Source organism: Streptomyces sp. WAC 01529 (assembly GCF_003945545.1).
Classification (GTDB): Bacteria; Actinomycetota; Actinomycetes; order Streptomycetales; family Streptomycetaceae; genus Streptomyces; species Streptomyces anatolicus.
Genome location: NZ_CP029617.1, coordinates 8,135,583 through 8,160,671, shown reverse-complemented (window position 1 = coordinate 8,160,671; position 25,089 = coordinate 8,135,583). Strand labels below are relative to the sequence as shown.

Below are 25,089 nucleotides of genomic sequence, written 5' to 3'. Positions count from 1 at the left end.
TTCGAAGCCGAAGCCGGTTCGAATTGAAGGCTCCGCTGGTATTATTTGCTCTTCGATCTAAAAAATCGAGATGCGGATACCGGGGCTGGGGGGCCAATGGCGAACGCGGACGATCTCTTGGGCCGGCTGCCTACGGCCGGCCCCACCCGGGCAGCCAACCGCCGGAAGGTCCTTCTCGCCGTGGCGATCAAGTCCGGCACCCAGGCCGATATCGCACACCGCACCCTGCTCTCCCAGGCCACTGTTTCGGCCGCGGTCCAGGAACTCGCGAAGGTCAGCCTCGTGCCCACCACCAAGCAGCGCGGCAAGGTCTGCCTCTCGGCCGTGAACGATGTCGGCGTGGGCGTGCACCTCGGGTTCAACCACATGACCGTGGTCGCCCGCAGACTCGACAAGGAATTCGACCGGGCGACCTCGCGGGTCAGCTCGGAGGGCGTCAGCCGGGGCTGGTCCCGGGCTCTGCCCGAGGTCAAGCAGATGATCGATGAGGCGATCGAGGGAACGGAGCGGCACCGCTCCGACGTGTTCTCCCTCGGCGTCGCCGTACCCCGGATGATCAACCCGCGCACCGGCGGCTTCACCCCGCCGATCCTCCCGCCCTGGCGGGCGGGCGACGACCCGGCGAAAGACCTGGGTACGTGGCTGGGCGTGCGCGCTTTCATCGACAACGACGCCAACCTCGGCGCGTTGGCCGAACAGACCTACGGCACACGGGAACACGCCGAGACGGTGGTCTACGTGAAGGCGTCGACGGGTATCGGCGCCGGCATCATCGTGCACAACAGCGTGCTGCGGGGCCACGGCGGCATGGCGGGGGAACTGGGTCACCTCACCGTGGACCCCCATGGCGCGGTCTGCCAGTGCGGTGGACGCGGCTGCCTGGAGACGGTGATCGGCGCCGACGCGCTGATCGCGCAGGTCCGTGCCGCGCGGGCCCGCAACAGCCTGCCCGCACCAGAGACGCTCGAACAGGTCATCACAGCCGCCCAGGCACAGGACGCGGTCTGCATGCGGGTGATCCACGACGCCGGCCGATGCCTCGGGCAGTCCCTGGCCCAGCTGTGCAACCTGCTCAACCCCGACCTCGTCGTCATCGGCGGCCAGCTCGCCCAGAGTCCGCTGCTGCTGGAGGGCTGCAAGGAGTCCTTGCGCCGTTTCGCACTGCCCGGCGCGGTCGCCGAGGACTCCGAGTTCGTCCTCGACCTCAGCGAACTGGACACCCGGGCCGAAGCGCAGGGCGCTTTGATCCTGGGACTCCGCGGCATGGAGCACGCGGCCAACAACACCTAGACCTTCGATTATCGAACTCGTATCTCACCCGCCACGGGCGCTCACGGAGATACTCGACGGCCGGCGTGCCGCGCAAGCCCCTCTCTTCTTCGAAATGGCGCCGCGGACCCCGTGACACCGCCGCGCTCGTTCAAATGAGTGAGCGCCGTTGTCCGAATGAGTCGACCTCCCGTGAGCGGACCCGTCAGCGGGACCGAAAACCCTTCTGACGCCAGGAAACAAGGGCGGGAACTGCCAGGCCGGAGCACCTTCGATCGCGGGCCGGTTCGGCACCTGGAGCGGATGGAGAATCGCTACACTTTGGGACCGCGACGACGCCGGGACGGCCGGCGCACGCTTTCCCGTTCCGATCCCTTTCCCGGGGCAGCTGATGCCCCTGACCCGAGGCGGCCTCATGACTTACGAGCCCATTGCCGTATCCCCGTACGAGGATTTCGGATATCCGCGACAAGCGGTGAAGGCCGAGGCCGTGCCGTCCCGCGAGGAACCGGCCGCCTACGAACCGCCGATGGTGGTCGACCTGGGTCATGTCCGTGAGGTGGCTCTGGGCAGCTCCCCCAGCGGGAGCGCCGATGCCAATGCCCAGTACTACTACTGACGTTCCGGACATCTGTCATGCCCCGACCCGCGGCCTCCGCCGCAGCCACGGACCCGCGCTGCCCGTCTCCTGCCCTTCCCCCTACCAACGGGCCCACCATCGCGGGGCTGCTGTCGGCGGCACCTGCCCCGGCGCCGCATGGAGCCACACGGCTGTGGCCAGGCGAACCCCTGCTCTGGTCCTGGGGGCCCTGGCACCCCGGTGAGGTCCGCACCGTGCAGTGCGCACACGCCCGGCTGGCCGCCATCGGCCAGTGCCTCGCCGACGAAGCGACGATGCGTCATGACCTGCGGCGGGCTGTGCAGGACGGCCGCTGGGAACGCCTGACCCATTGGCCCGGCGCCTACCTGCTCCTCGTGCTCCAGGACGACGGCCACCTCACCGCGTATGCCGACCCGGCGGGGCAGTTTCCCCTCTACTACGGGCGCCACGGCCAGAACACGGTTCTGTCCACCCGGGCGAGGACCGCGGCGGCCCTGTCCGGAGCAGCCGCCCGGCCCGACGCGGCCGCGCTCGCCGCGCACATTGTCTGCCCCGCGGTTCCCGAACTCACGGAAGGGCGCACGGCGTACGACGGAATCCGCCGACTCGGTGGCGGCCAGGCGCTGAGAGTCACCCCCTCCGGCGACTGCACCCCTTGGACGTACGAGGACCTCGCCCCCGACCCCGGCACGCGGTTCGAGGACAGCGCGGCCCAGTTACGGTCAGCGCTCACACGCGCCGTCATCCTGCGTACCGACACCGCCCCACGGATCACCTCGGACTTCAGCGGCGGCCTGGACTCCACCTCTCTGGCCTTCCTGGCCGCCCGCACCACCGGCCGGCCGCCCCTGGACGCCTTCGTCTACCACCACCCCGACGCCCCCGCAGGCGATCTCGCCCACGCCCTGGCCCACGCCGAGCATGCCCCATCGGTCCGGCTCGCCGTGACCCGTGGCAGTGAGGACTCCCTGCCCTACAGCGGCCTGCCCGAGCACGGCTCCGCGGACCAGCCCGACCCGGCGGCAGTCATCGGCGCCCGACAACAGCTGCGGCTGGACCACATCGCGCGCGGCGGCCCCGGCATTCACCTGACCGGCGAGGGCGGCGACGCACTACTGGCCGCTCCCCCTTCCTACCTCGGTGACATCGCGGCCACAGCCGGACTGCGCCGACTCCTCAGCGACGGGCGCGCGCTGGCCCGCATACGTCAGCTCTCCCCGGCGGACGTCATCCTGCGCGCCAGATGCCTCGCCCGCACTCCCCTGCACCAGGCGATGAGCGGACTCGCCTCCCATCTCGACGACCCCCTGGACCATCCGCCGCAGTGGGCGGACGCGGTGGCCTGGTGGCCGGCCCCGGGGCCGGAGACGGTCTGGCTGACCACCCGCGCACGTCGGCACCTGGCCGAACTGGCCGAGGAGCGTGCCCGATCGACCGACCTCGTATCCCCTTCGGGGCCCGCGACACCAGGCACCCGGGCAGTCTTGTGCGAGCTGCGCACCTCCGCCGCCGTGCAGGCTCAGTTCACCTCCACAGCACGCGCGTCCGGCATCTGGCCGCACGCGCCCTTCCTGGACAGCGAGGTCGTACGGGCCTGCACCCGCCTCCCCTTGCCGCACCGCATCGACCCGTTCGCCGCCAAGCCGCTGCTGGCGGCCGCGCTGACCGGCCTGGTCCCCGACCCCGTACTGCGGCGCAGGACCAAGGGCGACTACGCGGCCGAGAACTACCACGGCGTCCGCCGGTCAGCGACACAGATCAGAGCACGGCTCCTGCGATCCCCGCTGGCCGACCTCGGAATCATCGAGCCCTTGCGGGTGATCGCCTCGGTCGAACGGGCGGTCGCGGGTCTGGCCGCCCCCTTCCCGGCGCTCAACCGCCTGCTCGGCGCGGACCTGTGGCTGACGGCCGGTGCCAGCGGGCAGGAGCGGTCATGACGCGGCTGAGCGTGTCCGAGTACGTCCGCGAGAGCACCTCGCCGCACGGTGGCAGCGTGCTGCTGGACGTGCGGTCCGGCCACTGCTTCGCGATGAACTCCATGGCTCACGCACTCTGGCGGGAATGGCACCGCAGCGGGAACTTCGACTCCGCGGTGGTGGTGGTGGCCGGCCGTTACCCGGACGTGCAACACGACCGGATCCGAAAGGACGCCCGCCGCCTCGCCGACGACCTGATCAGCCGTGGCCTCCTCGCCGCGCACGCCCCGAGCCTTACGCCCCCCGCGGCGGGACAACACGCATACCCGCACCCGGCGGCCGACGCTCCGTCTCCCCCGGCGGAGCGGGCACCGGCGACCGCGGGCCGCCGACCGGACGGTCGCGGATCCGCCGGGCACGCCCCATCGGTGGGCGAGGTACCGCCCGTCACCGAAGTGCCCCTGGCCGCAGCCCAGATGACCATGTCGGCCGAACCGGTGCGGGACGGAGGCGACCGCTCCCTTCGCGGCGCCGTGACCGCGGTACTCAGCCTGGTCGTGCTCCTCGGCGCGCTGCTGCTCATCCGGCTGCCGTTGAGAACCGTCTCCCGTACGGTGGGCTGGACCGCACGCACCTGGTGCCGGCGGGAGGCCACGCCGGAGCAGGCCTCAGCCGCCCTCGCGGCGGTGCGGCGGGCAGCCCGGTGGTACCCCGGACGCGCCGCCTGCCTGGAGTTGTCCCTGGCCACGCTCGGGTCCCTGGCCCTGACCGGCCGGCGGGTGGTGTGGTGCATCGGCACGGCGGACGACCCCTACCGTTTCCACGCGTGGGTGGAGGCGCAGGGAGTCGCCATCGCCTCGCCTGACGAGTACGGCAACAGCGAATTCCGCAGGGTTCTCTGCGTGAGCTGATTTGTTGGTCAAACCGGCTGCGGGAATGGGCCCCTCCACGGCTCTTCCCGCTGCCGTGTTCAATTCGCATACGCCTGACGCCTGCCGGGACCCCTACCGGATAGTTCCAAGAACACCGGGGAGATTTCGAGGGGATTCCCCTTCAACGCCAAGACTTTGTGCGCTAGCCTGACAAAGTGAAGGGGGCGGTCACCGGTCTCCCGGCAACCGCCCCCTTTGGAGGGACCTGCTCGCCCCTCAGACGCGCGGCAACAGCGCGTCGACCAGCGTCATGTCACCGTCTCCGTGAGTCATCACACTCAGGAACACGAGGACCATGACGATGATGACCACTCGCACGTGCTGCCAGCGCACAGAGACCGAACAGCGGGTGGTCATCGTCATCTTCATACCCATTCTGCTTCACCTCACCTTCCGCACGCGTCGACACCGATGCCCGACGATTCGGGAATGTGGCAACAACTCCGTGTGAAGAACAGTGTTGCCGTCAACCTGCCGCAAGACAATGGCCTTTGCCGCGCCCCCACGTGCCTCATGAGCCCCAGTCCGAGGGAATCCACTCCACGTCGCACTTCAATTCACCCATTTACAACGGGCAATGAATGGCGTCGCGACGTGAACCGAAAATTGAGACCGCTCTCTGCCCCTGACACCATCTCAGCGGACACCAGAGAGGCAGGTCGTCTCACACCGCCGAACCGCCGGTGAGCCTTCCTTCGCCCCGACCCCCACCGGGGCGCGCCCAGCGCCGGATTCGAAGGCAAACGGAGCGTGAACACCCTTCGCCCTCATCGAATAGTGAGACGCATGCCTGGCACTGACGCCGTTCTTGTGTACGAGCCAGTACCCCACATTCGCTAAATGTGATGCACATCACCTTCTCCGCAGGCCGCTGAGGGAGGCGTATCTCGTGGTGGCGGCGGAGTGGGCCGTGTCCGCGGGAGCGGTACGGCGGTCAGTTCCGGCCGGCGCTGTCGAATGGGGGTGAAGGCGGCGGCCACCACCACGGCCAGGAAGACGACCGCCACCGCGGTCAGCGGCCCACGTGTCCCCAGCCGGCCCACCAGAGCCGTGAGCAGAGCCGCGCCGAGGGGCGCGAGGCTGCCGTGGATCGTCCAGAACGCGGAGGTGACCCGGCCGAGCAGATGGTCCGGCGTGACCTGCTGACGCAGGGACATCGAGCAGATGCCCGCGAGTGCCATGCCGAAGGAGTACAGACAGATCGTCACGGTCGCCACGGCCACCTGTCCGGTGCCGCCCAGTACCAGCACCGACACCGAGCACAGACCCATCGCGCCGAGCCAGCAGGTGCCGAACCCCCAGGAGCGGCGCAGCCAGGCGGTCGCGGCGGCGGCCACGCAGGTGCCGAGCCCGGCCAGGGCGAGGACGTAGCCCACCGTGCGTTCGTCCTGCCCGAGACCGTGCCGCAGGTGGTAGATGAAGACATCGGTCATGCCCAGGCTGAGGAAGGTGGTGACGGTCAGCAGCAAGGTGAGCGCCCGCAACACCGGCGTGCGCCACAGGAACGCGGCGCCGACCAGGAAGCCGGAGCGCAGGTCCTGGGCCCAGGCCGCCTTGTTCTCGGCCTCGTCGGCCGAAGACCGCACGGTGGGCCTGAGCCTGATGAAGGCCAGGCCCACGAGAGAGATCCCGAAGCTGCCCGCGTTGATGGCGACGGCGGCCGTGGGCCCGAACAGCCCGGCCACCACACCGGCCAGGGCCGGGCCCGCGATGTAGGCGATCGCGTTCGTCGCCTCCAGTCGGCCGTTCGCCGCGACGATCTGCTCCTTGTCGACGAGGTTCGGCACGGCGGTGACATAGGTGATCCGGAACAACGTCTCGAAGACCGAGGCCAGCGCCATGACCACGTACAGCAGCCAGATCTGCGGGTTCAGGGCCCAGCAGACCGGAATCGCGCCGTACAGCACGAGCCGGGCGGCGTCGCACAGCATCAGCAGCAGCCGCCGGTCGAAGCGGTCGGCCCAGGTGCCGCCCACCAGTCCGGTGAGGAGCGCGGTGGCGCCCGCGACGGCCGTGAGCAGCCCCATCTGTGCCGCCGACCCGGTGGTGTGCAGCACCAGCAGCGGAAGCGCCACCAGCGAGAAGGCGTTGCCGACCTCGGACAGGGCCTGGACCGCCCAGAAGACGGAGAAGTCCCGGTTGGACCGGAGGGAACGCGCAAACATACGAGGGTCTTCCGTCCTGGGGCCAGCGGTTGGGGGTGTACGGCTCCGCCATGGCGAGCGCGATCCGGCGGGGCCCTGTGAACGGCTCCCGGCCGTGCGAGAGCAGCATGTTGTCGATCACCAGCACGTCGTCGGCACGGTAGTCGAAGCGGGGCGCCGCGGCTCGGTAGCAGGCGCGGAGATGGTCCATGACGGCGCCCGGGATCGGTCCGCCGGCGCCGTAGTCGGCGCAGACCGACTCCCGGTCAGTGGTGAGGCCGATCAGGACGTTGGAGGCAGGCAGCACCCCTCTGCTCACGCACGCGGGAGTAGTGGTGGCGGCACCTGACTTCGGGGCCGGGTGCGTTCACGGTTCGCCGGGGCGCACGGCGTACGAATACGCGTTTGTTTCGAGCGGTGAGACGGGGTCAGACGGAGGGCATGAGTGAATCGACGAAAAACGGAACCAGTCCTGTAGGTGACACTTCGACGGGGGACAAGGCCGACCGGTCCAAGGCGGAGAGCGCCAAGGCCACCACGGCCAAGGCCGCAGGAGGCACGGCCCGTTCCGCGTCCAAGACCGCTTCCGGAGCCGCCGCCAAGACCGGCTCAGCGGCCCGTGACGTGAAGTCATCGGTCGCCGAAGCGGGGAAGGGCGCGGCGTCTGTGGGCGCGACGCTCGGTGAGAAGGCGAAGGCGGGCGGCGAACTGCTGTCCGCCGTACCGCAGAAGACCATGCAAGCGGCGGCGACGACATGGACGGTGCTCAAGAACCGCAAGGCGATCGCGGTGGGCGTCGGCAGTGGTGCCGTCGCCATGCTGGCCGGTGCCTACGCGCTGGGAGGCGCCAACGTGAGGCGCGGCCAGGGCCCTCTGACCCGTGCCACGCGCGGAGTCCTCTGAACGGTCATGAGCGAACCCCCTGGCACCGCCGGACGGCCGCGCCAGGGGGTTCGTCTGCGTCTTGCCGTCATCTGTCCGGCCCGCGGCTTTCCGGCGGGGCGGCGAGCCGTGAGCATCGTTGAATGTCCAGCATCAATGAGGCGGCGCGGCAGACCGATGGCGGGGACGGGCCGGTGGTGTCCGCGAGCACCGACGGGGTTCCGGCGCCGGAGCGGTTCGACTGGTGGGCCCAGATGGTCGGCGCCGAGGTCATGCCCGTAGCGATCCACAGCGCGCACGCGCCCCGTTTCAGGGGCAGCGTGGAGGCTGTGGGCATGCCGCACAGCCAGGTAGCCGCTTTCGCCTTCTCCCCGATGGTGGCCCGCCGTTCCCCCGTGCACATTCGCCGCCATGACCCGGAGGAGTACTACCTGGTCCTCGTCCGCGGGAGCCCCATCCGGCTGGAGCAGGCGCGCGGCGTGGCCTGCCTGGGGAGCGGCGACATGAGTCTGTTCACCACTTCGGCGCCGCTCGTCTGCGACTTCCTCGACCGAGGCCGGCAGACCCGGCTGACGCTGCTGCGGCTGCCGCGCACGGTACTGCCGCTGGCCGGCGGCCGGGCGGACCGGCTGCTGGCCGAGCCGCTGTCCACCCGCGCCGGTTCGGGGTCGGCGGCGCTGCTCGGCTCGTACCTGGCCGGGCTGCCGACCGCCGCCCACACCTGTGGCCCGGCGGAGTTGGCCCGGCTCGGTGCGATCGGGATCGATCTGGCCGCGACCGTACTGGCGGGGCGGCTCGGGGCCCAGGAGGCGTTGCCCGCGGAGACCCGCAGGGCCGCGGTACGCTCCCGGATCAAGATCTTCATCGAGCAGAACCTGGGCGATCCGGAACTGCTCCCGGCGGCCATCGCCGCCCACCACCACCTCTCCGTGCGCAGCCTCCACCTCCTTTTCCGGAACGAACCGGAGACCGTGGGCGCCATGATCCGGCGCCTGCGCCTGGAGCGCTGCCGCACGGAGCTGGCCGATCCGGCGCTCGGCACGCGCACCATCGCCGCGACGGCCGCACGCTGGGGATTCCGCCACCCCGCGGACTTCAGCCGGGCCTTCCGCAGGGCGTACGGCTTCCCGCCGAGCGAGGTACGGGCCCGGACGGGGGCGCGTGCGCTGGATGTTCAGCAAGTGTGCGCTCGTTGCCGACGATCGGCGGGCCGCCACGGGTCACAGTGAACGCACGGCATTCCAGCGACTCCAGGAGGAGACATGCGCAAGAGGATCGCAGCGTGCGTCGCGGCGACGACGGCCGTTCTCGCACTCGCCGTGCCGACGGCGGCGAGCGCCGAGGAAACCCGCGTCACGGCGGTGGCGGGCGTGGAGGGCCTGTACCGGCTCAGTGGCGGCGATTACGTCGCCCGGGCCTGGTCCGAGTGCGGTAGCGGCTCCTGCTTCTTCCAGAACGACGGGGGCGGGGGCTGGTTGTGGGTGGTGCCGAGCTGCGGCCACCACAAGGTGCCCTCGTGGTTCGAGGATCGGGCGAGTTCGGCCTGGAACCGGACGCCCACCCGCATCCACATCTACAAGCACAGCAACTACAGTGGCTATCTGGGCACCGTCCCCGGCTGGTTCAAGGGTGACCTCGCGCGCGCGGACGAGGACGTGATGAGCTCCGTCTTCGCGGACTGCTGAGCCCGGCGCCGCCGAAGTGGTTGACCTGACCGGTCGGAGGGGGCCGGTCAGTGCGCGCTTCGAGGTCGCCCCACGAAGTGACGGCCATGCCGTCCACGTCCGGCGCTCTGCTCGACAGCACCGCAGATGCGAAGCCCGCTCCCGTTCTCGCCGGCACGTCGCCCTCAGGTGCGGGTGAAGTGCTCGACAGGGTTGAGGTAGGGGAGCTGGTCCAGTGCGCGGTCGGTGAAGAAGTGGGCCATCAGGTCCGCCAGGTCACTGTCGCGTTCGATCTGGACCAGATGGTCGGACTCCGTGATGGTGGTGAACCGGGCACCGAGATCCGCGGCGACTCTCCGCCCCACCTCGGGCGGCGTGATGGTGTCGTGCTCGCCGGTGAAGACGAGCACCGGGGCGGAGACGGGGAGCCCGGGCAGGCTCCAGGGGTGGGTCAGCAGACGTTCGTGGTGTGTGATGTCCATGGCGAGCTCACGCGCGGTGAGGCAGGCGAACCTCTGCCGCATCAGGCGTGCCACCGCCGCTTGACGCCGCACCTTCCCGTGTCCCGGTGGGGCCATGAACTGCTCGACCATGTCCTGGGCCATCTCGTCGAATTGGCCGTCGTCGACCATGCGACGCCATCGCCTGGCCGACGCGGTGTACTCGGGAGAGATCTCGACCGCTGTGCCTCCGAGCATGAGACGCGCGACGTGGTCGGGGTGCCGTTGCGCGAGGCGCAGAGCGATGGAGGCTCCGAAGCAGGCACCGAAAACGTTGACCCGCCCCAGGGCAAGGGCTTCGGTCGCGTGGCAGACGGCGTCGGCGAGGAAGTCCATGCCGTGTTCGACGGGCAGCGCGTCGGCGCCTCCGTAGCCGGGCAGTTCCAAGGTCACCACGGTGGTGTGCGGCAGAAGCCATCGCTCATAACGCATCCAGGAGAAACGGTCCTGCGAGGAGCCACCGAGTACGACGAGCGGTTCGGTGGCGGAGGATCCGGCGGTGGACGTGCGGGCGAGGTAGCGGAACCCGCGGTAGTCCAGGGTGGTGTCAGCCACCGTGACGGCGGTGTCGGTGCTGAGAGACATCCCGCATACATACCTAAGCCTCCGCGAATGCGGGCTGATTTCGTGCTCCGCTTCACGCACACGGCGTCAAGGTGAGGCCGCACCCCACTCTTCTGGGGGATGCGGGCGTTCTGGTCCGTCGTGCGGTCAGCCCCCCTGTGCATACTCGGCCGCATGCGGATCTTGTTGGTGACCTGGGGCTCGACCGGGGACGTGCTGCCCTACGCGGGCTTGGGAGCCCGCCTGAAGGCTGCGGGCCACGAGGTGACAGCCGCCACTTCCGAGCGCCACGCGGCGCGCTTCCAAGCGGGTGGGATGCCCGTCCACATCCTGCCGCTGGCCCGTCACGAGGAGTCCGCGCTCTCCGCCGAGCGGTTCGACCGCTGGCAGAGTCCCGCCCGGCTCAGACGCAGGAAACGCAACGCCCAGGAAATGACCCAAGTCATCGCCCGGGGCGTCCTGGAGGCGGTCACCAACGGTGCCGAGATCATCCTGGCCCACCCGATGACGCATCCGCTGTGCGCCGTGATCGCCGAAGGTACCGGCCGCACGTGTATCGGGATCTACGCGGCGTCTCCCGGCATGCTCGTGCCGCAGGCCGGCGCGAATACGGCCACCGGCCGGGGGTACCGAGCCGCCGAGAGGTTGGTGTGGGCGGCCACGCATCCCTTGTACGCTCCCGCCCTCTCCTGGCTCCAACGTGAACTGGGCGCGCGAAGCCGCCGCTTCAGGACTCCCAGTGGCATTCTGCGCGGAGCACGCGTCCTGCACGGTTTCAGTCCCGCCCTGCTGCCGAAGAGACTCGTCCTCCCCCAAGGGCACAAGTGCGCGGGCTACTGGTGGCCCACCACGGACAGCACGTGGCGCCCCGACGACAGGCTGGCCGACTTCCTGGCGTCGGGACCCGCCCCCGTCTTCTTCGGCTTCGGAAGTCTGTCCATCGGGGGCGCCGAGCCGCTCAGCGACATGATCAAGTCGGTGGTCCGCCGACTAGGGGTGCGTGCGGTGGTACAGGCGGGCTGGCAGGGCCTCGACGTCCACGGTGACGGCATTCTCACGATCGGCGAGTGCCCGCACGACTGGCTCTTCCCCCGCATGTCCGCTCTCGTCCACCACGCCGGCTCGGGGACCGTGGGTGCCGGTCTGCGGGCCGGTGTGCCCGCCGTGCCGGTACCTCTCGTACTCGACCAGCCCTTCTGGGCCCGCCGCCTGACCGCCCTGGGCCTCTCCCCCGGGTACGTCAGCGCTCGGCGCCTGACGGCCGACAGCCTCTCCGCCACCCTGCGCACGGCGCTTCAGGACAAGCGGTACCGCGAGCGGTGCGCCAAGATCTCAAGGACCATCGAGAGCGAGGACGGAACGATCGCAGTCCTCGACGAGCTGGAGGGCCACCTCGCGAGCCGGTAGAGGAAGCAGCGGGGAACGGCAGCCTTGTTGACCTATATCCTCTACGTGGATGACGATCACGGGCAACTCCTCGCGGGCCGCTACCGGTTGAGCCGACTGCTCGGCCTAGGTGGCATGGGCGCCGTCCGGCAGGCCCACGACGAGCAGCGGCCCTGGATCATCATGGAGTTGGTGGACGGCGGGTCCCTGGCCGACCTCATCGAGGCACAAGGCGCGCTCACGCCGCGGCCTGCCCGCGACGGCGGAGTCCGACCTCTGGTCCCTGGGCGCCACGCTGTACGCCGCCGTGGAGGGTCACGCTCCGTTCGCCGGAACGGCCCTCCCACGATGCCGGCGAGGAGTCCCGTCGTGCGGCAGGTCGCGGCGAGGCCAACCGCTCGCGTTCCGGGTCGAGGTGGGCCGACAGCCGTCGGCGGCCGGCCTATGGCGTCATCGTCGACGGCGGCCTGCTCCAGGAGGACGACCAGCACGGCCGGGAGCAGGCCGAGGGGCGTGTCGGGGCCTCAGGAGTCCTCGGAACGCATCTGCCCCATACCGGACACCATGCATTCGAGGCCGTCGTGGAACCGCTGGCCCGTGCTGCTGGAAGCGCTGCGCTTGACGTAGTCGCCCAGGGACGCCGGGTGGGACTGGGTCGCCATGCCGAGGTAGGGGCCGAGGCGGCTCACCCACTCCTCCTCGCTCTCGGCGCTCTGGCGGGCCATCGCCTGCCAGGACGCCTCGGACAGGGCGGCGCCCACGGTGTAGTAGTAGATCGCTGAGAGCGCCGAGTCCAGCTGCCTCGGGGAGAAGTGGGCCTGCTCCAGGATCTCGATGATGGCGCTCGTATGCGCCAGGGCGCGGGGCCCCACCGGGGGATGACCGCCCATCAGCTCGATCATCCAGGAGTGCCGCAGCAGCACCTCGAACAGATCCGTCGCGCCCGCCTTGATGTCGTCGCGCCAGTCCCCCGTGCCGGACCGGGACGGCGGATCGGGGAAGACCGCGTCGACGGCCAGTTCCAGCAGGTCGTCCTTGGTCGACACGTGCCAGTACAACGACATCGGTGCCGAGTTCAGCGAGTCCGCGAGCTGACGCATGCGCAGATTGCGGACACCCCCTTCATCCAGGAGACGCACCGCCGCCTGCACGATCTGTTCACGGCTCAGCGGCTGCCTCGCCGGCCGCTGCTTCACCTCGCGCAGCCAGATCGAGCCGGGTTGGCCTTTCGGTGTGTTTTCTCGTCCAGAAGTTTCATTCACAGTCCTATGCTAACGCAGTCTCGTACGACGTACGATAGCTGGTATGACGTACGAGACCAGTTGACGGAATCCCGAAGGAGGCCAGTCATGGACGGCGTGGTGCATGAGCAGCAGGGCGCGGGCCACGGAGGAGGTGAGGGCGGTGACGACGGCGGCGTCCCCGGGGCGAAAAACCGATGGGCGGTGCTGGGGGTCCTCTCACTGAGCCTTCTCGTCGTCGCCCTCGACCTGACGGTGCTGAACGTGGCTCTGCCCACGCTCAGCACCGAACTTCGACCCTCATCGGTGCAGTTGCTGTGGATCGTCGACGTCTACTCGCTCGTCGTCGCCGGTCTGCTCATCAGCTGCGGCACGCTCGGCGACCGCGTGGGCCGCAAACGTTTCCTGTGCCTTGGCTTCATCGTCTTCGGCGCCGCATCGGCCGCCGCGGCCTGGGCGACCGGGCCCGCGATGCTGATCACGGCCCGCGCGCTGCTCGGCATCGGCGCGGCGATCATCATGCCGTCGACGCTCTCGATCATCCGGAACGTCTTCACCGACCGCAAAGAGCGGACGGTGGCGCTCGCCGTGTGGGCCACCATGTCGGCGGCCGGTGCCGCGGTCGGGCCGGTGGTCGGCGGTGTCATGATCGAGCACTTCTGGTGGGGCTCGGTCTTTCTGATCAACGTGCCGATCATGGTCCTCGCCCTGATCGCCGCGCTGACCCTGGTCCCGGAATCCAGGCATCCGAATCCGCCGCGCTGGGACACCGTCGGAGCGCTGCTCTCCGTCACCGGCCTGATCTCCCTCGTGTACGCCATCCAGCACGGCGGCGCCAAGGGCCTGGAGGCGCAGACGATCATCACGGGTGTTCTCGGCCTGGTGCTGCTCACCGCCCTGGTGGTGCGGGTGCTGCGCATCCGCGACCCGCTCTTCGACCCGACGCTCTTCCGCGACCGCGCGTTCTCCGTGGCGGTGGTGTCCGTGGTCCTTGCCATGTTCGGCATGGGCGGGCTGATGCTGCTGCTCACGCAGCACTGGCAGTTCATCGGCGGCGCCTCGCCGATGGAGTCGGGCCTTCGGCTGCTGCCGCTGCTCCTGGCCACCATGATCGGGGCCCCGATCATGTCCGTCATCGTCCCGAGGTACGGGACGCGGTACGCCATGATGATCGGGATGGGCCTGATCGGCGCCGCGTTCTTCGTCCTGATGAACGTCGAGCCCGACACCGAGTACTGGGTGTTCGCCATCGCCCTCGCGGGCATCGGCGCCGGTGCGGGTTGCGCCATGACGGCCGCGTCGGACGCCATCATGTCGACGGCCGACGCGGATACCGCGGGTGGCGCCGCGGGCATCGAGGAGACCTCCTACGAACTCGGCAACGGACTGAGCGTGGCGATCATGGGCAGCGTGGCGTCCGCGCTCTTCCGCAGGGAGATGGACGACCCCGTCGCCGGGGTGGACCCCAAGGCCATGGATGCCGCGCGCGAAGGCCTCCCCGACGCCGTCGGAGTGGCCGGCGCCCTGCCCGGCGCCGCCGGGGAGGAGTTGAAGCGGCGCGCCGACAACGCGTTCACGGACGCGTTCGGGGTCACGTCGCTGTGCACCGGCGTCATCCTCGTGGTGGTGGCGGTCGCCGTCTTCCTGTTCATCCCGCCCTTGGCGGGGCGGATCACCCCGGCGACCGAGGGCGGCGGTGACGCGCCCGAGGACGGCGTGGATCTGGTGAAACAGGAATCGAGGGAGTCCGTCCACGACCGCCCCGAGCCCGTGGACCGGCCCTGACCACAAGGAAGAGCCGGGGCCCATGACGGGCCCCGGCTGTCCGGTCGTTGTGCCCAGGCCCGTGCGCGCCGCGCTCTCCAGGGGCCTGGGCACGGCTCAGGATGCTTGCTTGCGGCGCTCGACGAGTTCGACGATCTTGTCGAGCCGCTCCAGCTCGACCACTTCATCGTCGGTGATCTCCACGCCGAATCCCTTCTCCAGGGCGAGGGCGAACTCGACCGACGCCAGGGAGTCCAGGCCGAGGTCCTCCAGCGTGGAGTCCGGGGCTATCCGGTCCTCGGAGATCTTGAATTCGTCGGTGAGCAGGGACTTGACCGTTTCGTACACCGTTTCCTCCGGGGGCGCTGTGTCGGTGGGGTGGGACGGGCGGTTGATCCGCCTCAGCCGCGGTACGTGTGCACGGCCAGGGCCGTTACGTCCGGCCACGTCAGAGAGGCCGCGCCCCAGGCGAGTCCGCCGCCGAACGCCGCGAGCAGCACCCGGTCGTTCGGCCGCAGCCTGCCCGCCGCGGCCGAGTCGGCGAGCAGCAGGGGAAGGGAGGCGGCCGAGGTGTTGCCGACGTGCTCGATGTTGGACAGGACGCGGTCGCGCGGGACGCCCAGTTCGTCGGCGACGGCTTCGCTGATGCGCGCGTTGGCCTGATGGGTCGCCAGGCGGTCCACGTCCTCGACCGTCCAGCCGGAGCGCTCGATGACCTCGCGCGCCGACTGTGCCATGCGCTCCTTCGCGTGCCGGTAGACCTTGCGGCCCTGCATCCGCAGGTGGTGATCGCTCGGCTCGGGCACGGTCCGGGCGGCGCGCTGCCGGGCGCCGCCGGCCGGGATCTGGATGAGGTCGCTGTGCGTGCCGTCGCTGCCGAGCCGGATCGGGCCGATGGCTCCCGGCTCGTCGGGGTCGCCGGCGCGCAGCACGACGGCGCCGGCGGCGTCGCCGAAGATGACGGCCGTGTTGCGGTCCTCCGGGTCGACGATGGCGGAGAAGGTCTCGGCGCCGATGACCAGGACATGGTCGGCGAAGCCCGCGGCGATCGCCCCGACTCCTGCCGACAGCGCGTACAGGAACCCGGCGCAGACGGCGGCGACGTCGTGCGCGGCGACGGGGCCGAGCCCGAGCGCCGACGCGACCTCGGGGGCGGTGGCCGGGCAGAGGCGGTCCGGGGTCGCCGTCGCGAGGACGACGGCGTCCACGTCGTCGCGGCCGGCCGACTTCAGGGCCAGCCGCCCCGCCTCGACGGCCAGTTCCCGCGTGGCCATGCCCGGTGGGACGGTGTGCCGCTCGGCGATGCCGGTGCGGCTGCGGATCCAGTCGTCGGTGGTGTCCAGGCGGGCTTCCAGGTCGGCGTTGGTGACCGTGCCGGGCGGCACCCAGCCGGCGACGCCCGCCAGTACGGCGGCGCGTGTCCTGTGGTCGTTCATGTCGGCGGACCTCACGCCTTCCCCAGCAGGATCGCGCTGCTGACCATTCCGACGGTGTAGTTGAAGGAGAGTGCGTGATCGATGCGCAATGGCCGGGCGGTGGTGCCCGGCACCGGGTCGAAGAGGCAGCCGTCGTCCGGGTCGACGCAGCCGGCCGTGGGGAACACCAGGTCACGCTGGATCATCAGGGACGTGGCCGCTGCTCCCAGAGCGCCGAGTGGTCCGCCGTTGTGCCCGAAGCAGGCTTCCTGCACGGTGACGGGCATCGCGGTCGCGCGGTCCCCGAAGAGGCTGCGCATGATGTTCGACTCCGTCTCGTGGAAGACGCGGTCGCCCTCGGCCCCTCCGTTGACGTAGTCGATCTGTTCGGCCTCGACAAGGCCCGCCATGGCGTCCCGGGATGCCTGGACCATGCCGGTCCCCGTACGGTCGATGGCGAAGGCGCTGTGCTGCGGGCTGCGCCGGGTGCGCTGCGCCAGCATCCGGGAGTAGGGGGTCGCGCCGCGCCGCTCGGCGTGCGCGCGGCTCTCCACGACGAGCGTGATGGAGCCGTTGCCCATGTTGGAGCCCGGGGAGTTCTTGTCGTACGGGCGCATCTGCGCGCCCATCGCCAGGGCGGCGTCCTCCATGGCGTCGACGGTGATGCCCTCTTCGGCGCTCAGCTCGGCGTACCGGTCGAGCAGGTCGGCGTAGTGGCGCAGGAAGTCGAGGCCGAACACGTCGGCGCCGGTGACCACCGCGACCTCCACCTCGCCGTCGGCGATCATCCTGCTCGCCATGCCAAGGAGCACGGCGGAGGACGTACAGCCGTTGGAGACGGTGAAGTTGGGGCCGGTCCCGGCCACGGCCGACACCTGGACGTTGGCGACGTCCATGGGGATGCCGGTGAGGGCGAGGCGGGTGCCCAGTTCGTTGATCTCTTCCTTGGTGGCTTTGGTGCGATCGGTGTGGAGGATGTCGGCGTACTGCGCCGACCAGCAGTCACCGCCGTCGCGAGCGGCGAGGATCGCCGCTTGTGACAGGGCGCCCGAGCGCCGGTCGAGGCCGGCGTCACCGCACGCCTCGGCCATGGAGATCAGGCCGAGCAACTGCACCGGAGAATAGAGTTTCAGAGCCTTTACGGGAAGTTCGGGATAACGCTCCTTCACATCCGCGATATCGGTGCGCACTTGGCCGAAGAAGACGCCGTCGTTCTCCACGTAGCAGGCGCCGGTGGAGACAATGTCCAGGAATTGCGCGGTCGTCGCGCACAGCCCTCCTGGGCCGGGCAGGGCGAATCCCATGCCCGTGATCAGTGTGTCGCGACCGGGATCCTGCTGCTGATGCGCCATGAGACTCCCTGTGTTGCGTGCCGCTGTCGACAGGCCGCCGACGCTAGAGCGGTGCGCGTCCGGGCGTAACCGGCCTCTGGTACCCGGTTTCCGCCGCCACGGGTATCAGTAGTACTGAAATCAATAATTGGTACTTCAAGTACCACAGGGGGATTCTCCCGGGTACCGGTGGACTGATGCCCTGCGAATGACTGCCGGATAGCTTTCCGGTATGGCTGCACAGGCTGAATCCGCTGCACGGAAGAACCGCGGGGACTCCGTACTCGTCACCGGTATCGGCGTCATGCTCCCCGGCGCGACCCATGTCAATGAATTCTGGCAGGACGTGCGCGACGGCAATTCACGACTCGGCCGGCTGACGCGCTGTGTACCGGGCAGGACCGGGGTACACGTGGCCGGCGAGCTGCGCGACTTCGACCACCGGAAGTTCCTGCCGGAGCTGAGCGAGAAGTTCGCGGGCCGGTACACGCGCGACGCCCTGGTGACCATGTCGGCCGTCGAGGAGGCCCGCCGTGACGCGGGGCTCGGGTCCGGCGAGATCGATCCGCGGCGCCTCTCCCTGATCGCCTCGTCCTCACGCGGCCCCCTGGAGTGGGTCAGCCAGGCGCTGCGCGAGGACGACAGCGTCAACCACCGGGAAGACCACGAGGCGGGCGGCGCGGCCCACTTCGGTGACAGCGGCGCCATGCTGCGCGGCATGCCGGGCGCCCCCGCGACGCTGTCCGCCATCTACGGCGATGTGCGCGGACTCGTCACCACGCTCAGCTCCGCCTGTGTGGGCGGGCACCACGCCATCGGCTTCGCCGCCGACCTGATCCGCGCGGGCACCGCCGACGCCGTGGTCGTGGTGGGCTATGAATTCCCCCTGACCCCCCTGGTGTTCCACTCCTTCCGGGCGATGGGCGACCGCGTCCTGTCGACCGAGTCGGCCGAGCCCCGCCGCGCGATCCGCCCCTACACCCGCGACCGCGAGGGCTTCGCCTTCGGCGAGGGCGCCGTCGCCCTGTGCCTGGAGCGGGAGAGCCATGCCCGGGCACGCGGCGCGGGCGGCTACGCCCGCTTCCTGTCCCACAGGGCCCTGAACGAGGCGACCCACCCCTTCGGCATGGACATGAGCGGGCAGATCACCGCGTCCGCCGTCGCCGGGGCGCTCCAGGACGCGGGCCGCACGCCGCGGGACGTCGACTGGTTCTGCGCGCACGGCACCGCCACCCCGAAGAACGACGTGGCCGAGAGCCGGATGCTCGGCGCCCTGTACGAGGGCCGCCCGCGGTCCGCCTGGCCGCCCCTCAGCTCCGTCAAGCCGGTGTACGGCCACCTCCTGGGCGCCGCCGCCCTGGTCAACGCGGCGGCCACCTCGCTGGCCCTGCACCACCAATGCCTGTGCTCGACCGCCAACTACGCGGACGCCGTACCCGACCCGGAGTGCGACCACGACCACGTCGCCGAGGGCGCCCGCGCGACCCGCACCGAACTCGCGGTGTCGCTGGCCTTCGCCATCGGCAGCCAGACCTCGGTGCTGGCACTCGGCGCCGCATGACCGGTGTCGGACCCGCGCGGACCGAACCCCCGAAGGAGACCATGAGCACGCACAGCGGCACCGCGCCACGCCCCGGCGTCGTCCCCGAAGTCGTTCCCGACGTCGACTCCCTGGTGTCCCGGTACGTGACGCCGGGGATGCATCTGCACCTCGCCATGACGATGGCGCGGCCCAATGCGATGGTCTACGCGCTGGCGCGGCAGTTCGCGGGCCGCGGCGAGTTCACCGTCAGCACGTCGGCCACGCACACGGCCATGCACGCGCTGACCATGTCGGGCGCGGTCAGGCACCTGATCACCTGCTTCCTCGGCGACACCTACCCCACGCCGCGCCCCAACCCGCTCTACCGCGACCTGGCCCGCGACACCCCTTTCACCTGTGAGCTGTGGTCCCTGCTCAGCTTCACCCAGCGCCTGATGGCCGGGGCCACCGGGCTGCCGTACGCCGTGACGTCCTCGCTCATCGGCAGCGACCTGGAGCGCGGTCTCACCGGCGACGGCCCCGGGACACGCCCGTTACCGGAGAGCGAACGGCCGCCCGGCCGACCGAAGTTCCTGCGCGTGCCCGGCCAGTCGGCCGACGAGCGCCCGTTCGGTCTCGTGGAGCGGCTGCGTCCGGACCTCACCCTGGTGCACGGCGCCTGCGCGGACCGGCGCGGCAACATCGTCCTCGTGCCGCCTGCGGGCGAGGGCGCCTGGGCCGCGTACGCCGCCGAACAGGGCGTACTCGCCTCGGTGGAGCGCATCGTGCCCGACGACTTCACCGACGGGCACCCCGAACGGGTCGTCATTCCCGGCCGGCGCGTGCTCGCCCTGTGCGAGGCACCGCTGGGCGCGCACCCGCAGTCGCTGCGCGGTCTGGCCACCGGCGACGAGCGCGGCGACGTGAGGGGGTACCGCGACGACTACGCCTTCCTCACCGAGCTTGTCGACCGCCTGGCCACCGAGGACGGCGCCAAGGAGTGGTACCGCGAGTGGGTGGAGGAGCCCGCCGGGCACGCGCAGTACGTACGCAAGCTGGGCGAGGCGCGCCGCGCCGAACTGACCCTCGCCGCGGGGCCGCTCACCCCGCGCGAGCCCGCCGCTCCCCCGGCGCCGCTCCCCGCCGGCGCGATTGCCGCCGAGCCCGTGACGCGCCAGGAACGGACCATCGTCCTGGGCGCCCGCGCCATCGCCGACCGGGTCACGCGCGACGGCTACGACACCCTGCTCGCGGGCATCGGCGTCTCCCACCTGGCCGCCTGGCTCGCCGCCGCGCTCCTGCGCGAACAGGGTGTGCGGGTACCGGTCTGCGCCGAGCTGGGCTTCTACGGCATGGACCCCGAGCCCGGCGACGTCTTCCTCTTCAGTCAGCTGCACGCCACGCGTTCCCAGCAACTCGTGGGCATCCCCGAGATCCTCGGCGGCATGGTGTCGGCGAACCCGCGCTGCCTGGGCGTCCTGGCCGCCGGTGAGGTCGACGCGGACGGCAACGTCAACACCAGTCTGCTGGCCGACGGACGCTGGCTGACCGGCTCCGGCGGCGCCAACGACATCGCGACGAGCACCGACTGCCTGGTGCTGTCCACGGCCTCCCCGCGCAAGTTCGTCGAGCGGGTCGCCTACATCACCAGTCCCGGTGCCCGCGTACGGGAAGTGGTCAGCCACTTCGGGCGGTTCCGGCGCGAGCAGGACACGCGGGGGCCCTTCCGCCTCGCCACCTGGCTGCCACTCGACGACGGCCCGGCCGGCCCGGGCTCCCCCGAGGAGGCCGTGGCGGCGCTGACCCGCTGGCCGGTGAGCAGCGCGGGCTGTACGGCCGAACCGCAGGTCACCGAGGCGGAGATCGCCTGGCTGCGCGGTCTCGATCCGCAAGGTTTCTACAGGTGACGCGATCCGCAGGATCCCACCAGGTGAGGAGCACGGCGTGAGCGGTGGAATCTGGGTGGGCCGCGGCCTGTCCTTCCGGGGCTTCGGCCACTACTTCCCGCGGCACAGCGAAAGGATCCCGGCCGACCTGCCCGAGGCGCCGGAGATGGAGGCGGCGGTCCTCGGCCCGGACCTCGGCGTGGAGCGGCGGCATCTGTCCGACGACACGGAGAGCGTGCCGTACATGGCCGTGGAGGCCGGACGGCACGCGTTGCGCAACGCCGGCCTGGAGGCCGGCGATCTCGACCTGGTCGTCTTCTCCTCCTGGTCGCAGCGGCGGTACGCGCCTGAGGACGGGCCCCGGATCGCGATGCGGCTGGGCGCCGGGCGGGCCCTGGCCTTCGACGTGTGCGCCGCCTGCGTCGGCTTCGTGCACTCCGTGCAGACGGCCGCCGCGATGCTGACCAGCCATCAGTGGCGGCACGCCCTGGTGATCTGCTCCGACCAGTTCTCGCGCCGGCTCAAGCCCGGGCGGCGCGGCTCGTACGTCGGCGGCGACGGGGCGGGCGCGGCCGTCCTGGAGGTGGGGGCGCCGGACGACTCGCGGCTGCGGGACTCCGTCGTGCTCAGCTACGGCGAGCACGCGGGCGTCTCCAAGGCCCGCGGCAGCGACGGCTGGACGGTGAGCCTGCCCACGATCTCCCAGGTGGCCGCCGCGACCGCGGGCGAGGCCACGGACCTGGTGCTGCGGCGCAACGACATGACCATCGCCGATGTGGACCGGGTCGTGCCGCATCCGGGCTCGGCACGGATCAGCGATGAGCTGGTGCGGCGCATCGGCGTCGCCCCCGAGCGGGTCCTGACGAACCTGCGGACACGCGGCCAGACGACCAGCGCCACGATCCCGAGCGCCCTGTCCGAGTTCACCGAGTCCGGCGAGCTGCGCAAGGGCAACGTGATCCTTTCGCCCGCGGCCGGTGCGGGGTGGTTCTCGGGCGCCCTGCTCTACCAGCTCTGACGCACCGACGGACAGCAGACAACGACGGGAAGACGAGGAAAGGACCTCCCCCATGCCCGAAACCCGGTCACCGCTCGAAGGCGGAGGCCCGCCGGTCGTGCTCAGTGGTGTCGGCCACTATTTCCCGGGCGAGCCGGTCACCAACGACCACTTCGCCCGCCTGCCCGAGCTGGACGTGGACGATGCCTGGATACGCGCGTACACGGGTGTGCGGACCCGTCACTGGGCCGGTCCCGAGGAGCGGTTCGCAGAGATGGGCGTCAAGGCGGCCCGGCGCGCACTCGACGACGCGGGCCTCGACATCTCCGACGTGGACGTGATCGTCGGCACCAGCGCGACCGCCCGGCCTCGCGCCAACCCCTCCTCCCTCGGCAACAACTACATGGACATCTCCCTGCCGGTGCAGCGGCAGCTGGGTGCACGCGACGCGTTCTGCTTCGACGTGACCGCGGTCGCCTGTGCCGGATTCCTGTACGCGAGCGTGGTGGCCCGCGGGCTGCTGGCGACGACGGGGGCCCGGACCGCCCTCGTCGTGTGCGCGGAGAGTCCGCGCGCCATCCTCAACTTCGGGTTCAAGAACTCCGCGCTCTTCGGCGCGGGCGCGGCGGCCGCGGTGTGGCGGCGCGGCGAGTCCTCGGGCGGTGGCGCCGACGGGCTGCCGACGCGCAGCGGAATGATCGACGTCGTCCTGCGCGCCGACGGCCGCTATTACGACGCGTTCGACATCGACGACAACGACAAGATGGTGATGCGCGGCGGGGTGCTCTCCGAGGTCACGCCCGACATGCTCGTCGACGCCGGAGAGACGGTGCTCAAGCGCAACGGCCTGGCACCGGAACAGATTTCCTGGTGCATTCCGCATCAGGCGAACACCAATCTCCTGTATCCGATGGCGGACCGCCTCGGAATTCCGCGCGAGCGGATGCTCCTGAATCTGCCGCGCCGCGGCAACACATCGAGTGTGGGAATGCCGAGCGCGCTCTCCGAATACGTCGGTGACGGCACGGTGAAGCCCGGCGAACTACTCCTGGGCGTAAGCATCGGGCGCGGCCTGAGCTGGGGCGCCATGGTTTTCCGGTACCAGTGAACTGTTTTCCGGTACCAGTGAACCGCCGTACCGCCGCGGCGCACGCGACCACCGAGAGCGAGAGGTGAACGGCCTTGTCCGATTCCAGGAATGCGCTGGTGACCGGGGGAACCCGCGGCCTCGGCCTGGCCGTCGCCCGGCTGCTGGTGGCGCGGGGATGGCGCACCACGGTCCTCGGCCTCGACCCGGGACGCCTGGAGAAGGTGCGGGCCATGGCCGAGGCCGAGGGCCTGGACCTGCGCGCGGTGCGGGCCGATGTGACGTCGGAGGAGTCGGTGCGGGAGGTGTTCGCCGACCTGACCCGGACCGAGCCGCTGCACCTGTGCGTGAACAACGCGGGCCGCAACCTCTCCCGTCTGCTGCTGCGCAGACCGCGGGAGGAGAGCGGCGCCGAGCTGCTCACCCATCCGCTCGGGGACTGGGAGCAGACGCTGCGGCTGTGTCTCACGGGTGTCTTCCTCGTCGGCCGCGAGGCCGCGGCCAGCATGGTGCGGCACAGGGTGCCCGGTGCCATCGTCAACGTCTCCTCCGGTCTCGCGGCGGGCGCCTACGGGCAGTCCGCGTACACCGCCGCGAAAGCGGGCGTGGAGGCGCTGACCCGTACCTGGTCCTATGAGCTGGGCCCCTACGGGATCAGGGTGGCAGCGGTCGCGCCGGGCGTGATGGACGGCGAGGCACTGCGTGAGAAGAGCACGGCCTTTCCACGGCACGCCCGTTATATGGACGGGCTGAAGCGCTATGTTCCGCTGGGCCGTTGGGGGGCGGAGGAAGAGATCGCGGACGCGGTGTGCTTCGCCGCGGAAAACCCCTATCTCACCGGATCGGTCATTCGGGTCGACGGCGGCGGGCCACCTGGATGGGTTCCGTGACGACACCACCCGATGGTGAACAGCGGATTTTTCGCGGGGTACTTCGAGTACCCGCGGCATGAATCATCGAGTACTGGAGGCCAGATGCAGCCGAATGCCGACGCCACTAGTTTTTCATCCATGACCACAGGCCAGCACGGCATCTGGGAAGACGCCGGAATACGCTTCACCGGATTCGGCCACTATTTCGGCTCGGAGGAAATACACAACCACGGCGTCGAGAAGGCGACGACGAGCCACGTGGAGGACCGCGTCATCGGCGGCGTCGGCGTCCGCACCCGCTACCGCGCCAACGACGACGAGACCCCCGTGTTCATGGCCGCGCAGGCCTCCCGGCAGGCGCTGGAGCGGGCCGGGGTCGACGCCGACGACATCGATGTGATGGTCGTCAGCCACTGGACGGACCGCGACTACGTGCACGAGGTGGGCGCGCTCACCGCGGCGGAGCTGGGCATGAAGGGCTCCATGGCCTTCGAGGTCTGCGGCTCCTGCGCCGGTTTCATCCAGGCGGTGCACACCGCGGCGTCGTTCCTGACCTCCCCGACCGGCTACCGCAAGGCGCTGGTGGCCACCACCGAGCGGGTCACGCGGCGGGTGCGGCCGGGCTCCAAGGGCTCGATGCTCGTCTCGGACGGCGCCGGGGCGTGCGTCCTCGAAGCCACCCCCGGTGGCTCCCCCGGGCTCATCGACTCCGTCTTCCACACCGACGGCAGTCTCGCCCACATGTCCGCGGCCGGCGGGGAGAAGGGGTGGGTCAAGAGCCACCCCGACCTCAACGACGTCGCCCTGGCCCACATCAGCGACACCGTGGAGGAGATCCTCGGCCGCAACAAACTGACGATCGGCGACATCGACTGGCTCATCCCCCACTCGGGGACCGAGCCGCTGGCCAAGGGCATCCAGCACGACCTGGGAGCGGACCCGGCGCGCGTCCTGACCAACCTCGCCTTCCGCGGCAACGTCTCCAGCGCCTCCATCCCCACCACCGTCTCGGAACTGCGGGAGCGCGGCGTCGTCAAACCCGGCGACCTGGTGCTCTCCCCCTCCATCGGCGGCGGCGTCTGGTGCTGGGGCAGCCTCCTGTACCGGATCTGAGCG

Annotated in this window: 22 protein-coding genes and 1 pseudogene; 15 read left to right on the top strand and 8 right to left on the bottom strand. The window is 70.4% G+C overall.

Going from position 1 to position 25,089, the window contains the following annotated elements; genetic code table 11:
* Positions 1 to 180 precede the first annotated feature (180 nt).
* The 4 genes from DMA15_RS35930 to DMA15_RS35915 all read left to right on the top strand — a co-directional run bounded on the left by DMA15_RS35930 (position 181) and on the right by DMA15_RS35915 (position 4,697).
* Complete coding sequence (locus tag DMA15_RS35930) at positions 181 to 1,290, top strand: ROK family protein (protein ID WP_206302899.1); 1,110 nt, start codon at positions 181 to 183, stop codon at positions 1,288 to 1,290.
* A gap of 394 nt (positions 1,291 to 1,684) precedes the next feature.
* On the top strand, positions 1,685 to 1,888 hold the full coding sequence (locus tag DMA15_RS35925) for a lasso RiPP family leader peptide-containing protein (protein ID WP_125516975.1): 204 nt from the start codon (positions 1,685 to 1,687) through the stop codon (positions 1,886 to 1,888).
* A 17-nt stretch (positions 1,889 to 1,905) separates the two neighbouring features.
* Positions 1,906 to 3,807: an albusnodin/ikarugamycin family macrolactam cyclase gene (locus tag DMA15_RS35920; RefSeq protein ID WP_125516973.1), complete on the top strand. Its 1,902-nt coding sequence runs from the start codon at positions 1,906 to 1,908 to the stop codon at positions 3,805 to 3,807.
* Positions 3,804 to 4,697: a lasso peptide biosynthesis B2 protein gene (locus DMA15_RS35915; RefSeq protein WP_125516971.1), complete on the top strand. Its 894-nt coding sequence runs from the start codon at positions 3,804 to 3,806 to the stop codon at positions 4,695 to 4,697. Before DMA15_RS35920 ends, DMA15_RS35915 begins: the two co-directional genes overlap by 4 nt.
* Positions 4,698 to 4,934: 237 nt before the next feature.
* Here the strand turns inward: DMA15_RS35915 and DMA15_RS36920 are convergent, their stop codons facing one another.
* The 3 genes and pseudogenes from DMA15_RS36920 to DMA15_RS35905 all read right to left on the bottom strand — a co-directional run.
* Entirely contained in the window at positions 4,935 to 5,081 is a 147-nt protein-coding gene (locus DMA15_RS36920) for a hypothetical protein (protein ID WP_164551908.1), read from the bottom strand.
* A gap of 473 nt (positions 5,082 to 5,554) precedes the next feature.
* Positions 5,555 to 6,883: an MFS transporter gene (locus tag DMA15_RS35910; RefSeq protein WP_125516969.1), complete on the bottom strand. Its 1,329-nt coding sequence runs from the start codon at positions 6,881 to 6,883 to the stop codon at positions 5,555 to 5,557.
* A gap of 40 nt (positions 6,884 to 6,923) precedes the next feature.
* A pseudogene (locus tag DMA15_RS35905) lies at positions 6,924 to 7,106 on the bottom strand (TauD/TfdA family dioxygenase); the annotation flags it as partial.
* Positions 7,107 to 7,303: 197 nt separating this feature from the next.
* Here DMA15_RS35905 and DMA15_RS35900 point away from each other — a divergent pair.
* The 3 genes from DMA15_RS35900 (at position 7,304) to DMA15_RS35890 (ending at position 9,429) form a co-directional block, all read left to right on the top strand.
* Positions 7,304 to 7,765, top strand: coding sequence for a hypothetical protein (locus DMA15_RS35900; protein WP_125516967.1), 462 nt, complete (start codon positions 7,304 to 7,306; stop codon positions 7,763 to 7,765).
* 122 nt (positions 7,766 to 7,887) lie between these two features.
* On the top strand, positions 7,888 to 8,973 hold the full coding sequence (locus DMA15_RS35895) for a helix-turn-helix domain-containing protein (RefSeq protein WP_125516965.1): 1,086 nt from the start codon (positions 7,888 to 7,890) through the stop codon (positions 8,971 to 8,973).
* Between the two features lie 33 nt (positions 8,974 to 9,006).
* Positions 9,007 to 9,429, top strand: a complete 423-nt coding sequence (locus DMA15_RS35890; protein WP_125516963.1) for a peptidase inhibitor family I36 protein — start codon at positions 9,007 to 9,009, stop codon at positions 9,427 to 9,429.
* Between the two features lie 164 nt (positions 9,430 to 9,593).
* Here DMA15_RS35890 and DMA15_RS35885 read toward each other — a convergent pair whose 3' ends face one another.
* Positions 9,594 to 10,493 carry an alpha/beta hydrolase gene (locus tag DMA15_RS35885; RefSeq protein ID WP_125516961.1) on the bottom strand — a complete coding sequence of 300 codons (900 nt, stop codon included), beginning with the start codon at positions 10,491 to 10,493 and terminating at the stop codon, positions 9,594 to 9,596.
* A 153-nt stretch (positions 10,494 to 10,646) separates the two neighbouring features.
* Here DMA15_RS35885 and DMA15_RS35880 point away from each other — a divergent pair, with 153 nt between their 5' ends.
* Positions 10,647 to 11,879 (top strand): glycosyltransferase, encoded by a 1,233-nt coding sequence (locus DMA15_RS35880; protein ID WP_164551907.1) that lies wholly within the window; start codon positions 10,647 to 10,649, stop codon positions 11,877 to 11,879.
* Between the two features lie 503 nt (positions 11,880 to 12,382).
* Here DMA15_RS35880 and DMA15_RS35870 read toward each other — a convergent pair.
* The gene (locus DMA15_RS35870) at positions 12,383 to 13,054 is read right to left on the bottom strand and encodes a TetR/AcrR family transcriptional regulator (protein ID WP_164551906.1); all 672 of its coding nucleotides are present in this window, start codon (positions 13,052 to 13,054) and stop codon (positions 12,383 to 12,385) included.
* A 153-nt stretch (positions 13,055 to 13,207) separates the two neighbouring features.
* Here DMA15_RS35870 and DMA15_RS35865 point away from each other — a divergent pair, with 153 nt between their 5' ends.
* Entirely contained in the window at positions 13,208 to 14,884 is a 1,677-nt protein-coding gene (locus DMA15_RS35865) for an MFS transporter (RefSeq protein WP_164551905.1), read from the top strand.
* Positions 14,885 to 14,980: 96 nt separating this feature from the next.
* On the opposite strand, the gene DMA15_RS35860 is transcribed toward DMA15_RS35865, so the two are convergent.
* From DMA15_RS35860 to DMA15_RS35850, 3 genes are read right to left on the bottom strand one after another with little or no spacing between them, the layout of a single operon-like run.
* A complete protein-coding gene (locus DMA15_RS35860) occupies positions 14,981 to 15,211 on the bottom strand; it encodes an acyl carrier protein (RefSeq protein ID WP_125516953.1) in 231 nt (76 codons plus the stop codon).
* Between the two features lie 53 nt (positions 15,212 to 15,264).
* On the bottom strand, positions 15,265 to 16,299 hold the full coding sequence (locus DMA15_RS35855) for a beta-ketoacyl-ACP synthase III (RefSeq protein ID WP_125516951.1): 1,035 nt from the start codon (positions 16,297 to 16,299) through the stop codon (positions 15,265 to 15,267).
* 11 nt (positions 16,300 to 16,310) lie between these two features.
* Entirely contained in the window at positions 16,311 to 17,630 is a 1,320-nt protein-coding gene (locus tag DMA15_RS35850) for a beta-ketoacyl synthase N-terminal-like domain-containing protein (protein ID WP_125516949.1), read from the bottom strand.
* A 211-nt stretch (positions 17,631 to 17,841) separates the two neighbouring features.
* On the opposite strand from DMA15_RS35850, the gene DMA15_RS35845 reads away from it, so the two are divergent.
* The 6 genes from DMA15_RS35845 (at position 17,842) to DMA15_RS35820 (ending at position 25,086) form a co-directional block, all read left to right on the top strand.
* Entirely contained in the window at positions 17,842 to 19,170 is a 1,329-nt protein-coding gene (locus DMA15_RS35845; RefSeq protein WP_125516944.1) for a beta-ketoacyl synthase N-terminal-like domain-containing protein, read from the top strand.
* 41 nt (positions 19,171 to 19,211) lie between these two features.
* A complete protein-coding gene (locus DMA15_RS35840; RefSeq protein ID WP_240660121.1) occupies positions 19,212 to 21,038 on the top strand; it encodes a CoA-transferase in 1,827 nt (608 codons plus the stop codon).
* Positions 21,039 to 21,075: 37 nt separating this feature from the next.
* A complete protein-coding gene (locus tag DMA15_RS35835) occupies positions 21,076 to 22,035 on the top strand; it encodes a ketoacyl-ACP synthase III (protein ID WP_125516941.1) in 960 nt (319 codons plus the stop codon).
* 52 nt (positions 22,036 to 22,087) lie between these two features.
* On the top strand, positions 22,088 to 23,122 hold the full coding sequence (locus tag DMA15_RS35830) for a ketoacyl-ACP synthase III (protein ID WP_125516939.1): 1,035 nt from the start codon (positions 22,088 to 22,090) through the stop codon (positions 23,120 to 23,122).
* Positions 23,123 to 23,220: 98 nt separating this feature from the next.
* The gene (locus DMA15_RS35825; protein WP_240660120.1) at positions 23,221 to 23,991 is read left to right on the top strand and encodes an SDR family NAD(P)-dependent oxidoreductase; all 771 of its coding nucleotides are present in this window, start codon (positions 23,221 to 23,223) and stop codon (positions 23,989 to 23,991) included.
* A gap of 120 nt (positions 23,992 to 24,111) precedes the next feature.
* Complete coding sequence (locus DMA15_RS35820) at positions 24,112 to 25,086, top strand: ketoacyl-ACP synthase III (RefSeq protein ID WP_164551904.1); 975 nt, start codon at positions 24,112 to 24,114, stop codon at positions 25,084 to 25,086.
* The last annotated feature ends 3 nt before the right edge of the window (positions 25,087 to 25,089 follow it).